Source organism: Wolbachia endosymbiont (group A) of Lasioglossum fulvicorne (assembly GCF_964028605.1).
Lineage (GTDB): Bacteria > Pseudomonadota > Alphaproteobacteria > Rickettsiales > Anaplasmataceae > Wolbachia.
Map to the genome: position 1 here is coordinate 1157073 of NZ_OZ034798.1, position 15227 is coordinate 1172299.

General features: G+C 36.3%; 14 protein-coding genes and 3 pseudogenes. 8 read left to right on the top strand and 9 right to left on the bottom strand.

What is annotated here, in order from left to right; all coding sequences use genetic code 11:
- Positions 1-22 precede the first annotated feature (22 nt).
- A complete protein-coding gene (locus ABWU71_RS06410) occupies positions 23-487 on the top strand; it encodes a HesB/IscA family protein (protein WP_353284920.1) in 465 nt (154 codons plus the stop codon).
- A gap of 39 nt (positions 488-526) precedes the next feature.
- A complete protein-coding gene (locus ABWU71_RS06415) occupies positions 527-1201 on the top strand; it encodes an ABC transporter ATP-binding protein (RefSeq protein WP_353284313.1) in 675 nt (224 codons plus the stop codon).
- A gap of 239 nt (positions 1202-1440) precedes the next feature.
- On the opposite strand, the gene ABWU71_RS06425 is transcribed toward ABWU71_RS06415, so the two are convergent.
- Positions 1441-2139: an alpha/beta hydrolase gene (locus ABWU71_RS06425; protein ID WP_353284315.1), complete on the bottom strand. Its 699-nt coding sequence runs from the start codon at positions 2137-2139 to the stop codon at positions 1441-1443.
- A 155-nt stretch (positions 2140-2294) separates the two neighbouring features.
- Between ABWU71_RS06425 and ABWU71_RS06430 the strand changes: the two genes are divergently transcribed.
- Together ABWU71_RS06430 and ABWU71_RS06435 are read left to right on the top strand one after the other, a co-directional pair.
- Positions 2295-3431 (top strand): cysteine desulfurase family protein, encoded by a 1137-nt coding sequence (locus ABWU71_RS06430; RefSeq protein ID WP_353284316.1) that lies wholly within the window; start codon positions 2295-2297, stop codon positions 3429-3431.
- A 166-nt stretch (positions 3432-3597) separates the two neighbouring features.
- Positions 3598-4393 (top strand): annotated as a pseudogene (locus ABWU71_RS06435) (IS630 family transposase).
- A gap of 332 nt (positions 4394-4725) precedes the next feature.
- On the opposite strand, the gene ABWU71_RS06440 reads toward ABWU71_RS06435, so the two are convergent.
- Positions 4726-5518 (bottom strand): IS5 family transposase gene (locus ABWU71_RS06440; RefSeq protein WP_265023453.1). Its coding sequence is split into 2 segments (ribosomal slippage): positions 4726-5253 and positions 5255-5518, totalling 792 coding nucleotides; the frame shifts between segments, so codons are not numbered across the junction.
- 63 nt (positions 5519-5581) lie between these two features.
- Here ABWU71_RS06440 and ABWU71_RS06445 point away from each other — a divergent pair.
- From ABWU71_RS06445 to ABWU71_RS06455, 3 genes and pseudogenes are all read left to right on the top strand, one after another.
- Positions 5582-5911: pseudogene (locus tag ABWU71_RS06445) on the top strand (hypothetical protein); the annotation flags it as partial.
- A 463-nt stretch (positions 5912-6374) separates the two neighbouring features.
- Entirely contained in the window at positions 6375-7382 is a 1008-nt protein-coding gene (gene tsaD / locus ABWU71_RS06450; RefSeq protein ID WP_353284317.1) for a tRNA (adenosine(37)-N6)-threonylcarbamoyltransferase complex transferase subunit TsaD, read from the top strand.
- A gap of 71 nt (positions 7383-7453) precedes the next feature.
- Positions 7454-8246, top strand: a protein-coding gene (locus tag ABWU71_RS06455; protein WP_265023453.1) for an IS5 family transposase whose coding sequence is annotated in 2 segments (ribosomal slippage) — positions 7454-7717 and positions 7719-8246 — 792 coding nt in all. Because the reading frame shifts where the segments join, the coding sequence is not laid out codon by codon here.
- Between the two features lie 6 nt (positions 8247-8252).
- Here the strand turns inward: ABWU71_RS06455 and ABWU71_RS06460 are convergent.
- Positions 8253-8558, bottom strand: a pseudogene (locus tag ABWU71_RS06460) (IS630 transposase-related protein); the annotation flags it as partial.
- Positions 8559-8591: 33 nt separating this feature from the next.
- The gene (locus ABWU71_RS06465; RefSeq protein ID WP_410530439.1) at positions 8592-8726 is read right to left on the bottom strand and encodes an IS630 transposase-related protein; all 135 of its coding nucleotides are present in this window, start codon (positions 8724-8726) and stop codon (positions 8592-8594) included.
- Positions 8727-8775: 49 nt separating this feature from the next.
- Between ABWU71_RS06465 and ABWU71_RS06470 the strand changes: the two genes are divergently transcribed.
- The gene (locus ABWU71_RS06470; RefSeq protein ID WP_353284318.1) at positions 8776-8901 is read left to right on the top strand and encodes a hypothetical protein; all 126 of its coding nucleotides are present in this window, start codon (positions 8776-8778) and stop codon (positions 8899-8901) included.
- 71 nt (positions 8902-8972) lie between these two features.
- Here ABWU71_RS06470 and ccmE read toward each other — a convergent pair whose 3' ends face one another.
- From ccmE to nuoL, 5 genes are all read right to left on the bottom strand, one after another.
- The gene (gene ccmE / locus ABWU71_RS06475) at positions 8973-9365 is read right to left on the bottom strand and encodes a cytochrome c maturation protein CcmE (RefSeq protein ID WP_353284319.1); all 393 of its coding nucleotides are present in this window, start codon (positions 9363-9365) and stop codon (positions 8973-8975) included.
- 117 nt (positions 9366-9482) lie between these two features.
- On the bottom strand, positions 9483-10544 hold the full coding sequence (locus ABWU71_RS08085; protein ID WP_410530464.1) for a biotin--[acetyl-CoA-carboxylase] ligase: 1062 nt from the start codon (positions 10542-10544) through the stop codon (positions 9483-9485).
- Positions 10545-10561: 17 nt separating this feature from the next.
- The gene (locus tag ABWU71_RS06500) at positions 10562-11926 is read right to left on the bottom strand and encodes an NADH-quinone oxidoreductase subunit N (protein WP_353284320.1); all 1365 of its coding nucleotides are present in this window, start codon (positions 11924-11926) and stop codon (positions 10562-10564) included.
- The gene (locus ABWU71_RS06505) at positions 11923-13365 is read right to left on the bottom strand and encodes a NuoM family protein (RefSeq protein WP_353284321.1); all 1443 of its coding nucleotides are present in this window, start codon (positions 13363-13365) and stop codon (positions 11923-11925) included. Before ABWU71_RS06505 ends, ABWU71_RS06500 begins: the two co-directional genes overlap by 4 nt.
- 3 nt (positions 13366-13368) lie before the next feature.
- Complete coding sequence (nuoL, locus tag ABWU71_RS06510; protein ID WP_353284322.1) at positions 13369-15225, bottom strand: NADH-quinone oxidoreductase subunit L; 1857 nt, start codon at positions 15223-15225, stop codon at positions 13369-13371.
- Between the last annotated feature and the right edge of the window lie 2 nt (positions 15226-15227).

The window sequence follows — 15227 nt, forward strand, 5'->3', positions numbered from 1 at the left end:
TCAATAATAAACGATGGTTACTATGTCAACAAATTACAACATCAACTTAACTGATAATGCACTAAAAAAAATCCACTTTCTTGCAGAGCAGGAAGGGGATAAGAGTTCCGTTTTGCGGGTTGCAGTTTCAGGTGGTGGATGTTCTGGCTTCAAATACAATTTTCTTATGGATCAAATGAATAAAAATCTATCTTTGGATGATGAAGACGATGATTACGATGATGAGTTTGATGACGAAGACGAAGATGAAGATGATGATGAAGAAAGCGAGGACTATAGAAGCCACTCCAGTTTTAGCGAAAAAGGTAAAGATATAGTAATTAATGATGAAAATGGCAATCCTGTATTAATGGTTGATAATTGTTCAGCAAAATTTTTAAATAACTCAGTTATAGATTATACTGAGGATCTCAGTGGTTCTGGTTTTCAAATAAAGAATGCCTTTGCTAAGTCTCAATGTGGTTGTGGTAACAGTTTTTCGGTTTAATTATCACCAAAACTTAGATGCCTTCTGGGTCTTTTAAACATGGGTGGTAATGTAGCACTAGAACTAACTTCTGTAGATAAAAGCTTCAAGGACAATTCTGCTGTTGTAAAAGACATCAATCTAAGTGTCACGAGAGGGCAAGTAGTAGCGCTGATTGGCGATTCAGGTGCAGGGAAAACAACTATATTGCAAATCGCAGGCTTGTTGGACGAGCCAACTTCAGGTATAGTTACGATAGATGGAATAAATTGCACACAAGCCAGTAATAAGCATAAAACTCATGTAAGAAGAAATTTTCTTAGTTTTGTTTATCAATTTCACTATTTGTTACAAGAGTTATCGGTGTTGGAAAATATTATGCTTCCTCAACTCATTGCAGGAAAAAGCAAAGCTGAAGCAAAAAAAAATTCGCAAGCAATGTTGGAAAAATTTGGTCTGGAAAACAAAGCAAGTAGTATGGTATCTGAAGTTTCGGGTGGGGAAAGGCAGAGAGTTGCAATTGCAAGAAGCATTGTAAATTCTCCAAAGCTTTTACTTGCAGATGAGCCAACAGGAAACTTAGATCCAACAAATTCTTTTAACGTGTTTTTACTGCTACATTCATACGTAAAGGAAAATAACAGCTCTATGCTTATAGTAACACACAATCATCTCCTTGCAGAAAAGGCAGACTGCATTTTACAATTGAGAGATCGATCATTAGTGAAGTTGTGAATAGGAAAAATAGCACAATTTAAAACTACCTATACTTATCTAACCAATGATCATTAACAGAGTACAACTCGCATGAAATGCTTTCATTGCTTTTTATACACGGACTTTTTAACTTACGCTGTTTACTTAGGGAACACCCCGATAACATAAACACAGCTAAAACAAAAAATAATAGCTTTTTAAACATAACAAAACCTTTTCATTTATATTACTACACTCATTTCTCTTGTTTGTAAAGATTAGGCATATTCTTTTACCCTTACCTCTTTTTTGACCTTTTGAGAAGAAATAGTTGCACTATTCAAGCGCAGTTTTATATAATTGTCCACGATTTGAGTCACTTCCTCTTCTTTATCCTTTAGAAAGTGATTAGTATCATCTATTATATGGTATTTCATGTGATCACTTCTTACTGAATTTATCAACCTTTTTGCTAATTCTGTTACATCGCTTTCTTCTGAGATTGTATCATTACTGCTTTGTATTATAAGCCCAGAAACTGGACAGGGAGAAAGAAAAGAAAAATCGTACTTAGTTACCGGAAGAGAAAGAGCAATAAAACCCACTATCTCAGGGCGGCGCATTGTTAGCTGCATAGCCACCCATGCTCCAAAAGAAAAACCAGCGATCCAAATTGGAACGTTGCTAGGATTATGTTCCTGAAGCCAATCAATAGCTACCGCAGCATCAGTTAATTCTCCTATACCCTTATCAAAAGTTCCGGTAGATTTTCCCACACCACGAAAGTTAATCTTCAATGCAGAAAAATTGTTATCGATAAAAGACGTATATGTACTATGTACAATTTTACTATCCATATTACCACCATATTGAGGGTGATGATGTAAAACCAGCACAACCGGCGCGTTGACATCTTTGCTTTGGTGGTATTCACCTTCTATCTTTCTTGTTGCATTATTCAAAAAAACTTCAACCATGGTAACCCCTAATAAGAACCCGCTTGACAGGCATTAATGACGTGAGTTATTAATTATGTATTAATTTCGCTGTTTTTGCAATAAATTTTTTATCGTGTTAAAGCTAATGTACATAGTTATGGCTATAGTTGATGGTAAACTTATTTAAGTGACAGATGAGTCCATTCTCTTTAGAGAATAGTGGTTGCGTATATGCTGATTACAATGCAACTGCTCCAATTAGTGAAAATGTAAAAAAAAGTATATTTGAGGTCTTGTTAAAACAAACGCTCAATCCATCATCACTACATAAAAGAGGACAAGAAGCGAGGAAAATTCTTCAGGATGCAAGAGATAACGTACGCGGTGCTATTGGCGTCTCAAGTGATAAAGAAATAGTTTTTACGTCTGGTGCAACTGAAGCGAATAACCTTGTTATGAGAGGAATGAAAGGCTACCTGCATATAATTTCAGCTATAGAGCATCCTTCAATTCTTAATTCTGCATGTAATCCATATATAATACCCGTTAATCAGGAGGGCATTGTTGACTTTTTAGAGCTAGAAAAAATTCTAAGCGAACTTAAAGGAAACAAAGCAATAGTTTCAGTTATGATGGCAAATAACGAAACCGGAGTTATTCAACCTATTGAGGAAATAGCTAAAATAGTACACAAATTTGGAGCAATTTGCCACACTGACACTGCTCAAAGTGTTGGGAAAATTAAAGTTAATATGGAGGATTTAGGAGTGGATTTACTCACTTTATCCGCCCATAAATTTGGCGGTGTAGCAGGCAGTGGAGTTTTAATATTCAATAAAGAACTTGCGATAGAACCTATTATAATAGGTGGTGGACAAGAGAAGGGATTTCGTGGTGGTACGGAAAATATTGTTGCAATTGCAGGCCTTTCTGCTGCACTGCAAAATATTCCAGATCTTCTATCAAAAATGGATGAAGTAAAGGAGCTACGCGATCAATTAGAGTGTGAATTATTAAATCTTGCCAGTGACATAAGAATCTTCGGTAAAAACTCAAAGAGGCTGCCAAACACAAGTTTTATTTATATGCCAGGAGTAAAGAGTGATGTGCAGCTCATGCATTTTGACTTGAATTATATTGCAGTTAGTAATGGCTCCGCATGTTCTTCTGGAAAAGTTGAGCCTTCCCATGTTTTGCTTGCAATGGGGGCAACAAAAGAGCAAGCAGAGTGTTCAATTAGAATCAGTATAGGTCCAGAAACTAAACCACAAGACATAAAAAAAATAGTGGATTGTTGGTATAATATCTACAAGCAGAACTCCTTGGTATAGATAATATGTGATATCATGCAGTCACTGGCCGAGCATTAGATGTAAAAAATTACTTTACAAACTCCGCCAGCCCCCTTATCATGAAACTGAAGCTATATTATTTATAGCTCTTTTCATAGAAGTCCGGATGTGATAAGATAAGGATAGACGATAATAAGGAGGTTGAGTGCCAGCAGCATATAGTTATGACTTAAGGAAAAAAGCAATGGAAGCGCTAGAGGAGGGAGGAAGCAGAGAAACAGTGGCAGCAAGATTTAAAATTGGACGAACTACTTTATGGGAGTGGCAGCAAAGAAGAAAAGAAACAGGAGACTTTCAATCAAAAAAACTTGGAAATGAAAGACTCTGTCGGAAATGGCTAAACTTTGGGGCAACGTTAGTATCCAAACGATCCACCGAGCTCTCAGAAAAATTGGATTTACGCGCAAAAAAAGACATATGGATACAAGGAAAGAAACGAAGAAAAACGTGCTGAATTCTTAAAAATTATAGCGACAAAAGAACCAGAAAACTTAGTTTATATAGATGAGTCTGGCATTGATAACACAGAGGACTATCCATATGGGTATTGCCAGAAAGGACAGCGGTTTTATGGCCTAAAATCTGGAAAGAAAACTCAACGAATCAGTATGGTTGCAGCCTTAAGTAGAAGAAAGATAGTTGCTCCATTAACCTTTGAAGGCCACTGTAATATGGATGTTTTTAATGGATGGTTTGAGCAATTTTTGACACCGATCTTGGAACCTGGACAGACTGTCATTCTTGACAATGCTACTTTTCATAAGTCTGGTAAGATTATCGAGCTTGCTAGAGGAGTTGGTACAGAAATTTTGTATCTGCCGCCGTATTCTCCAGATTTCAACAAAATTGAGCATCATTGGTTTGCTATAAAAAACAGAGCTAGGAAAAACATTCCTCTATTCGAATCCTTTCGTCGTGCTGTTGATTCTGCCTTCCTATGACCTGTTCGGACTATTATGAGAAATGCTATAACTTCCCAATCTGTGCAGATTAAAACGACAAGAAAACTTGTATTTGGCGTACTATGCTTAATTTTTTGCACTATGTGTACCTTATGTCTTTATCAAATTTCTAGGTTTTTACCTATATAAGCTGAAACGCGCTTACAAAGCGTTCAAGACATCACCCAACGTCAAATTTTAAAATAGAGAGTGAATAACTAGCTACTGCGGGTTTTCTATGCCTTTTTTTTCTGCCTGGTAAATTTCTTAAATATTAAAGCTAAGGTTAGTTGCATTTAAAAGCAGCTAAATTGCAGTGTTTAAGAGCCTGTTCATAATCTTTTCAGAAGTAAGGCAGTGAAAGCCAGAACGACCATTTGTAGGCTAGTATTGAGTTTTCGCTCACAATTTTTCCACAATCTTCTACATTTTTCTAACCAAGCAAAAGATCGCTCCACAACCCATCTTTTGGGCAATACAACAAAGGAATGTAATTCATTTCTTTTTATCACTTCAACGGTTGCACCAATAATCGTTTTTATTTGAGTTGCAAAATTCTCTCCAGTATAGCCTGCATCAACCAGTACATTTTTAACTCCCGAGAGGTTTTCTTTTGCATTTTCGACCATTCTCACAGCACTGCTACGGTCAGTTATCTCTGCTGTTGTTATATAAATTGCATGGGGCAAACCTTGCGTATCTACTGCAATATGGCGTTTTATTCCTGAAATCTTTTTGCCTGCATCATAGCCTTTTTCTTCAGCAGTATCTGCATTTTTTACACTCTGTGCATCAATTATGCAGAAGCTGGTTTTTTCTTTCCGACCATTGTTTTGTCGGACCACGCCAACTATTTTTTTTTAACACCAGCTCCAGAACACTTTCTTTATCTGCATCTGGTTTTTCACTCCACTTCTTAAAATAGTCGTAACAATTGCGCCATTTTGGAAACTCTTTTGGTAGCATTCTCCACTGACAACCGCTTTTCAGAACGTATAACACTCCACAAAATACATCATACAAATCAAGTTTCCTTGGTTTTGTTTTTTTTCTACAGGACTCTAGATCTGGTAACATAATCTCAAATCTTTCCCGACTTATATCACTTGGGTATAAACTCCTCATATATCCTAACTTATATATATTATCTCTTAGTTTATTCCTTTCTTGAGATCATGTACAGGTTCTAAGGAGATACAGGCTTATCAAACTGCAAAATCACGTGCATCTGAATTATTTGCACGATATTTTGAGCTATTTGCTTGGGCGCAGGAGGTTTACCCTAAAGACAAAGAATACTTAATCCGCACTCAAGACTTAAACAAAGTGTTCCTTGCTACTGACCAATGGAAAAAGAGCTACCTGGATCCACAAATGATGGAGAGAATAGATAAGGAAATCAAGGAATACAGCAATAAAACTGCCACTAAAGACGTAACCAAAGTGCAAAGCAGTTGGACTAATAAATTTTCTCCTGGGGGCAAAAAAATTAGCTCCATATTTGGAGATGATGATTAGCTTATAGTACAGGTTTTCCTACGTCATACCGCTGCGAACCGTCATACCGCGATTCATTCCACAACTGTACGAACATTGTGATTTGAGAGCAATTTCCACAAGGGAGGATGTCATTCCAGTGCTTGACACTGGAATCCAGGAATTTTATTAAGTTGGTAAGCATAAAAGTAGCCATTTTATGTAAAAATACAACATTTTGATGATTATGAAAAAGCTGGATCCCAGTGTCAAGCACTGCCGTCTTGGATGGAAAGCTGGATTCCAGTGTCAGCTACTTTCATGACACCCTTCCGGTGGGAATTGCTCTAAAACTACAATGTTCGTATAGTTGTGCGCTTGGCGCTGAAATTCAGCAGATCTTACTCATTTTAGTTATAGCAGTTCGTTCTATAAGGGTGTAATCTTTTCTTAACTTCTACAGCGTTTCAAGATATAGTTTTGATAATAAAGTGCTCGAATATACATGAAAACCATTTTAGCTGTTGAAACAAGCTGCGACGAAACTGCAGTAGCGATTGTAAATAGTGACAAGCAAGTCCTTGCTCACGAAATTCTCTCCCAAGCAGAACACAAAAAACGTGGTGGGGTGATCCCTGAAATAGCTTCACGTGCTCATATGGAGCATTTAAGTGGTCTAATAAAAAGCGCCGTGGAAAAATCTAACCTTAACTTTTGCGATCTGGATGCAATTGCAGCAACATCAGGACCAGGACTCATAGGTGGATTAATAGTTGGTACAATGATGGCTAGAGCAATTGTGCATGTAGCACAAAAACCATTCATTGCAGTGAATCACTTAGAAGCGCATGCATTGGTTATTAGGTTACTGCATGAGGTGAAATTTCCATTTTTAGTCCTACTAATATCAGGTGGTCACTGTCAATTTTTAATTGCACAGGATGTAGGTAAATACATTAAACTTGGAGAAACGCTCGATGATTCACTAGGAGAAGCATTTGATAAAGTTGCTAAGATGCTGGGTTTAAGCTATCCCGGAGGGCCATTAATTGAAAAGTTAGCTAAAAAAGGCAATGGTGCAAGATTTAAATTGCCAAGGGCAATGATAAAACGTTATGGATGTAATTTTTCGTTTTCTGGAATTAAAACAGCAGTAAAAAACTTAGTGCAAGAACTTAAAATGAGCGAGCAAGATGTGTGTGATGTATGCGCTTCGTTTCAAGAGTGCATTAGTGACATACTGCTGGACAGGGTTAGTAATGCGATTATTATGGCCGAATCTTTAAATATCAAAATCAATGACTTTGTGATTACCGGCGGAGTTGCAGCAAATAATTTCTTGAGAGAAAAATTAAAACAACACATAAACTTAAACATATTTTTTCCTCCCAACAACCTATGTACAGATAATGCAATAATGGTTGGATGGACAGGAATTGAAAGGTTACAGAAGAATTATATAGATCCACTTAATTTTGCACCAAGACCTAAGTGGGAATTAGAAAGTTATTAAAAGCTCTCAGAACCTGTACATGATCTCAAGAAAGGAATAAACTAAGAGATAATATATATAAGTTAGGATATATGAGGAGTTTATACCCAAGTGATATAAGTCGGGAAAGATTTGAGATTATGTTACCAGATCTAGAGTCCTGTAGAAAAAAAACAAAACCAAGGAAACTTGATTTGTATGATGTATTTTGTGGAGTGTTATACGTTCTGAAAAGCGGTTGTCAGTGGAGAATGCTACCAAAAGAGTTTCCAAAATGGCGCAATTGTTACGACTATTTTAAGAAGTGGAGTGAAAAACCAGATGCAGATAAAGAAAGTGTTCTGGAGCTGGTGTTAAAAAAAAATAGTTGGCGTGGTCCGACAAAACAATGGTCGGAAAGAAAAAACCAGCTTCTGCATAATTGATGCACAGAGTGTAAAAAATGCAGATACTGCTGAAGAAAAAGGCTATGATGCAGGCAAAAAGATTTCAGGAATAAAACGCCATATTGCAGTAGATACGCAAGGTTTGCCCCATGCAATTTATATAACAACAGCAGAGATAACTGACCGTAGCAGTGCTGTGAGAATGGTCGAAAATGCAAAAGAAAACCTCTCGGGAGTTAAAAATGTACTGGTTGATGCAGGCTATACTGGAGAGAATTTTGCAACTCAAATAAAAACGATTATTGGTGCAACCGTTGAAGTGATAAAAAGAAATGAATTACATTCCTTTGTTGTATTGCCCAAAAGATGGGTTGTGGAGCGATCTTTTGCTTGGTTAGAAAAATGTAGAAGATTGTGGAAAAATTGTGAGCGAAAACTCAATACTAGCCTACAAATGGTCGTTCTGGCTTTCACTGCCTTACTTCTGAAAAGATTATGAACAGGCTCTGAGAGCTCGGTGGATCGTTTGGATACTAACTTTGCCCCAAAGTTTAGCCATTTCCGACAGAGTCTTTCCTCCGTTTTCTCTGGCAAATTTAGCAAAGGCATCCCAGTCGGTAATTTTGTGATTGTAACCTCCATTTCCAAGTTTTTTTGATTGAAAGTCTCCTGTTTCTTTTCTTCTTTGCTGCCACTCCCATAAAGTAGTTCGTCCAATTTTAAATCTTGCTGCCACTGTTTCTCTGCTTCCTCCCTCCTCTAGCGCTTCCATTGCTTTTTTCCTTAAGTCATAACTATATGCTGCTGGCACTCAACCTCCTTATCATCGTCTATCCTTATCTTATCACATCCGGACTTCTATGAAAAGAGCTATAGTTCGTCCAATTTTAAATCTTGCTGCCACTGTTTCTCTGCTTCCTCCCTCCTCTAGCGCTTCCATTGCTTTTTTCCTTAAGTCATAACTATATGCTGCTGGCACTCAACCTCCTTACCATCGTCTATCCTTATCTTATCACATCCGGACTTCTATGAAAAGAGCTATAAATGACATGCTAACAGAGGAAAGGAATAAGCTTGACGAGCTAATAAAGGAAATTAACGATTTAAAATCTTCGCTAGAACCGCCACCAATGGATGCTCCTGAATTCATATAAGAAAAAAAGTAATAGCCCACTGGGCTATTACTTTTTCCACATACCATTTCAATATAGCTGAATCAAGGAATCTATTTTAAAACTTTCGGCATATAGTTCTCATCATGTTTTGCAAACACTGTATCTGCAAGAAAAGTACTATTATCAAACATTTTACCTTGCACAATAACACCACTTTTTTCTGAAAACATTGGTGGAAGTATCCCTTGATATTTCACCATAACGCTTTTGTTAAAATCTGTCATTTGAAAAATCACTTCACTTTCGCTCCGTATCACGCTATTTTCAACAACCATTCCACCAACACGGATTGGCTTTTGATTATTTGGCAAGACTATGGCTTCACTTACTGTATAGAAAAATGAGATATTTTCTTTGAGCGTTGTTAAAATAAAAAAGACTATGCAGCTTAAAAAGCAGAAAATTCCTGAAGTTATAAGTAATCGCTTATGTTTCTTCTTCATTATTACTTTTAAGGCTTTCTAGAATTTTTTTACTTTTAGTATAGCAAGAAATGGTAAAAATTAGCTCTCCAGCAATCAGCGTGAAACTAATAAGGTAAGCAAAAATTACATATGTATTCATAATGCATTATCAATAAATAACTCACCTGCATCAAAATAAATTAAGCTTCCATCCTTTTGCTGCAACACCAATTTACCACCTTTATCTATATCAGCAAAAATTCCCTCACACAATTTGTCAGCTAACTTTACACTGATTTGCTCATTCATTTTGAATGCTTTTTTTAACCACATTTCTCTTATAGCATAAAACCCATCAAATAGCCATTGCTTTCTTAGCTTATTAAAATTTATTATCAATTTCTTTAACAGATCTATGTTAGACACAGACTCACCGTAATTGCTAATGCACGTTGTTCCTGGAAGTGGTGCATGATTAATGTTAATTCCAATTCCTATAATGAGCCAATTTGAATTGGATCTTTTTTCAAGCAATATTCCACTTATTTTCTTGCCATCAATAAGGACATCATTTGGCCACTTGTACTGGAGATTTAGACCATTTATGAATGACAGTATAGTATTTCCAACAGCAAGAGCAGTAACAAAGGTCAATTCCGTTAATTTGCTAACATCCGCAATTTTATTCACCAAACCCTTCTCTGTCATCCCAGTATTTTCCCCAGTGCTTGACACATAACTATGCGAACATTGCAATTTGCAGGTGGTATGTGGTGTCATTCCAGTGCGTGACACTGGAATCCAGTTCTTATTACACAGTTGCCTGATGTGCCCATTTGTAATTAAGTTTTCTGGATCCCAGTGTCTGGGCACTGGGATGACATCATCCTTGGTGGGAATACCACAACGTTTGTACAGTTGTGTGCTTGACCATTCTTCTTTTTTTCTAGATTCCATCGTCACGCGCTGGAATGACACCGAAAGCTGGCTTTCATTCAGATAATCGTTAAAGAGGTTTATCACCAAACTCGCACAGAAATTACCCTCTGGAGAAATCCAGTTTTTTCCAGTGCGCCCTCTACCCTCTGTTTGTTTATCAGCAACAATAACGGTTTCATTTGATATTCCTCTTCCAATTAAATCCAACGCTTCTCTATTAGTGCTTGAAACTTCTTTGTAATGATGAATACGAAAGCTCTCAAATGTTTCAGGGATCACCTTTTCAGCCCTTTAGTTCAATGAGTGAGTAAAACGTACAAGAAAAGAACGAGGTTGATCAGTGAAGCCACTGAAGTGATAATGAATAGACCCTTAGAATAAGCAACCTTATTACCACTAGCTTTATCAAAATACATAACTTTCATGATATTTAAATAATAGTAGCATGATATCACACTTGCTATTACAAGAATCAAGGACAGGCCAATAAAGCCAGAATTTATTAAACTTTTGAATATAAAAAATTTAGCGATAAAACCCGCAAGTGGAGGTATTCCCGACATCGAGAGTAACAGCACAGAAAGATGAAATGCTACAATTGGGCGTTTCTTCCCTATACCAGACAAGTTTGCAATATCACAATCGTCATCGTCAATTTGTACGAGATATGAGAATAGCCCTGTGCTTGTGATGATATATATCACCAGATACATTAAGGCACTATCTGTTCCTGCTTGTGTAAAAACAGAAAGTGAAGCAAATATAAAACCAATGTGACCAATTGAACTGTAAGCAAGCAGCCTTTTTAAGTTTTGCTGACGCAAGGCCCCAAAAGCTGAGATAAGCACAGACAATGCTGAAACGTATAAGAAAATAGGCTGAACATAACTTTTTACATTTACTAACTCTTCATTCATCAATCGAATTAAAAATGTTACAAGTGCAGCTTTTGGAGCCGTAGAAAAAAACGCAGTTACTATGGTAGGTGCACCTTGATAGACATCTGGAGCCCACATATGAAAAGGAGCAATAGCAAGCTTGAAACACAAACCAATTAGGACAAAGACTAACCCAAAAACTATTCCATAAGTTATCTGGTGGTTTTGCAAGAATGAACTGAGCTCAGAAAAATTGGTCTGCCCTGTATATCCATAAAGCAATGACATACCATACAGCATAATGCAGGAAGATAATGCACTGAGTGTAAAATATTTCACTCCTGCTTCACATGAATAAGCTGAATCTTTATTAAAGCTCGCAAGAACATATAAAGATATGCTCATCAACTCAAAAGCTAAGTAAAAAGAAATCAGACTATTTGCTGAAACTAAAGTTATCATGCCAAATAGCGCAAAAAGAATCAGTATTGAAAATTCATATTTATAGTCATATTTTGATAAATTCAGCATCAAAAGTATTAAAATTCCTGTGCTGAGAATTAACCCTTGGGCTGACCTGATATATAAATTGAGTTTTAACAACGAATTAAAGAGAAAAATTTCATTGTTTTCTGCCGAAAGAATTAAAATAATCAAAGTTACCACTGTGCAGCCAAGTGCTAATAAGTTGATAGTTCGGCGGTTAAACATGATCCCAAGCAGCAGCAACACTAACGAGGAGATAATAGAGAACGTTTCCGGCAATATCTGTATATAATTCATAGCGCATTATATTTGACTAACAAATTTGCCATACATGGCTTCAAATAATTCAGTGCAAGGGTTGGGTAGAATCCAAGCAAAATAACAAACACTGCAAGCAGAATTAAGACAGAAAATTCTATGCTATCCAAGCGATTATTTAATAATTTAGAATAGCTAACCCCCCATATTATTTGCTTACATAAATTCAGCATATAAACTGTGCTTAAAATAGTGCCAAGTGCGATAAATCCTGTAAAAAACCCTATGCTCTTAAACACCCCAATCATAGCCAAAAACTCACCTGCGAACCCAGATGTTCCAGGTAGCCCTATTGAAGCCATTGAAAACAAAATGAACATAAAACCAAATTTTGGCATTGTGTTTACTATGCCAAAATATTTTGCAATCTCCAAAGTTCCAGTTCGAGTATATAGCATTCCAACACATAAAAATAAAGCAGCAGAAATAAGGCCATGACTAATCATTTGAAATATGCTACCCAGTACTCCTTCCTCACAAAATGAAAAGAGGCCAGCAGTAACGATCCCCATATGTGCTATTGAAGAATAAGCTATTAACTTCTTTATATCATCTTGAGCAAACGCAACTAGAGAAGCATATATCACCGCAATAATGCTCAGCACAACAACGAAATTTGAAAAATACAAACTTGCCTGAGGAAGCATTGGAATAGAAAACCTTAAAAATCCATATCCCCCCATTTTAATAAGCAAGCCAGCTAAAATCACAGATCCAGAAGTTGGTGATTGCACATGCGCATCAGGAAGCCAAGTGTGAAATGGAAACATAGGTACTTTTATTGCAAAAGAAATAAAAAATGCAATCCACAGCAATGACTGTACTTCAAGATCAAGGCTTGGCACTAATGTAGCTAATTTTTGTATATTAAACGTTCCAAAAATGCTATAGATGTACACCAATCCAAGTAGGAATAATAATGAGCCAGTTAATGTATAAAGAAACAACTTAAACGTTGCATATACCCTGTGTTTTCCTCCCCAGATGCCAATAATAAAGAACATTGGTATTAAAACAGCTTCAAAAAACACATAAAAGCTTATAGCATTCAGTGAAACGAAAAAACCGACTACAAAACTCTCAAGCAGTAGAAACAATGCCATATATGGACTGAGGGTCGTATAACTCATTTTGCAGTTGTAGAGTATACAAATTACAAACAAGAAAGTTGTAAGCAGAAGGAAAAGCAACGATATACCATCTATCCCTATTCCTACATTCTTGATTGGATAGCTGACAAACTGAAAGTCCGCATTGTTATAATCAAATTCTATACAAGCTACAATGCTAAGCAAAAATGGAAGTACAGCAAAAAATAGGGCAAGGAATCTTAAGTGTATAGATTGATGATTAATCCTGATTAAGGGTAAAATCAACGCTCCTATCAGTGGAAGCAAGAATATACTAAGTAACAACACCTTCTATTTAATTCCAATAATATATAAAGCACCGATTATTAGAGTAACAAACATAATAAATGCATAATCAAATATATAACCAGTTTGCAACTTTACAGAACTTTTTGAACATTCATTAACTAATCTTACAACACCATTTGGCCCAAATGAATCAATAGCCTCAACATCAAACTTCCATAGAAGCTTAGATATAAACCTTATCGGTGCAATGATAACAAACTCATATACCTCATCAAAGTACCATTTATTCTGCAAAAACTTAAGTAAAAATTTACTCTTAATTTGCCTAATTACTTGATATTGGTAAATTAGGTATGCAAGTGCTATTCCACTTAGGCTCGCTAAGGTTGGCAGTAGTTTTATAAAGAAATTATGAACTCCATGCTCATCAATCATCACTAAACTTGATTTCCAAAACGCATTACTAGTTATGTTCAAAATATTTGCTCCCCACGCTCCAGAAAATACTGATCCAAAAGCGAGTATCAGTAATGGTATAAGCATAATCTTTGGTGCCTCATGTATATTAATTTTACTTTGTTTTTGGCTGTGGAACACAAGAAGCAATAACCTCCAAGAGTAAAACGCTGTGAAGAATGCAACAACTAAGCTTATTACAAAAGCAAAGCTATCCGTGCTATAAGCATGTTCAATTATCAAATCCTTTGAGTAAAAACCTGCAAATGGAAATATTCCAGAAAGTGCAAGAGATCCAATCCACATGAGAGTGTAAGTGCAAGGGATTTTCTTCCAGCAATTTCCCATTTTCTGAATGTTTTGCTCATGATGCATTGCATGAATCACATTGCCAGCACCAAGAAATAGTAGAGCTTTAAAAAAAGCGTGTGTCATTAAATGAAAAATAGCAACATTGTAAGCAGAAAGCCCACATGCCATGAACATATAACCAAGTTGACTGCAGGTTGAATAAGCAATTATTTTCTTTATATCGTTCTGAGTAATTGCAACGGTGGCTGCAAAAAAAGCAGTGAGTGCTCCAACGATAACTATTAATTCTCGTGCCACATTTGATAACTCAAACAATGGAGAACACTTTGCTACTAAAAATATACCTGCTGTTACCATCGTTGCTGCGTGAATAAGTGCAGAAACAGGAGTTGGCCCTTCCATTGCATCCGGCAACCAAACATGTAAACCAAGCTGTGCAGATTTACCCATACAGCCAATAAAAAGTAATATGCATATTATATGAGTTACTTTGAATTCACAGCAGAATGCCCTAATGTTCTGCGTGCCAAGAAGATCAGTTGTGTCAAAAACTTCAGTAAAATTCAAAGAGTGAAATGTATAATAAATAAGAAAGATTCCAATCAATAGTGCAAAGTCTCCTACCCTATTCACAACAAATGCTTTAATTGCTGCATTATTTGCAGAATATTTTTGGAACCAAAATCCTATGAGTAAATAAGAACATAGGCCAACCCCTTCCCAGCCAAAAAAAAGCTGCACGAAATTATCGCTTACAACCAGCACAATCATGCAAAACGTAAATAGCGATAGGTAAGAAAAAAACCTCGACTTCCCCTTATCATGCTCCATATAACCGATAGAGTAGAGATGTACTACCAGTGAAACGGTGGTAATAACAATCAGCATTAAGGATGAGAGAGCATCCACACTAATTGCCCAATTTACTTTTAATACACTTAATGAAAATAGAGGAAATAAAACTAAATGATAGTTTTCAGAGAAGGTGAGAAAAACATACCAAGATAAAACTGCAGATATTCCGATCCCTGCCGTTGTAATTAACTGACCAAAAACATCCTTTCTAAAAAGTGCTGCAAATAGTGAACCAAAAAGTGGCAAAAATACTATTAATTTCAGTATATACGTCATAC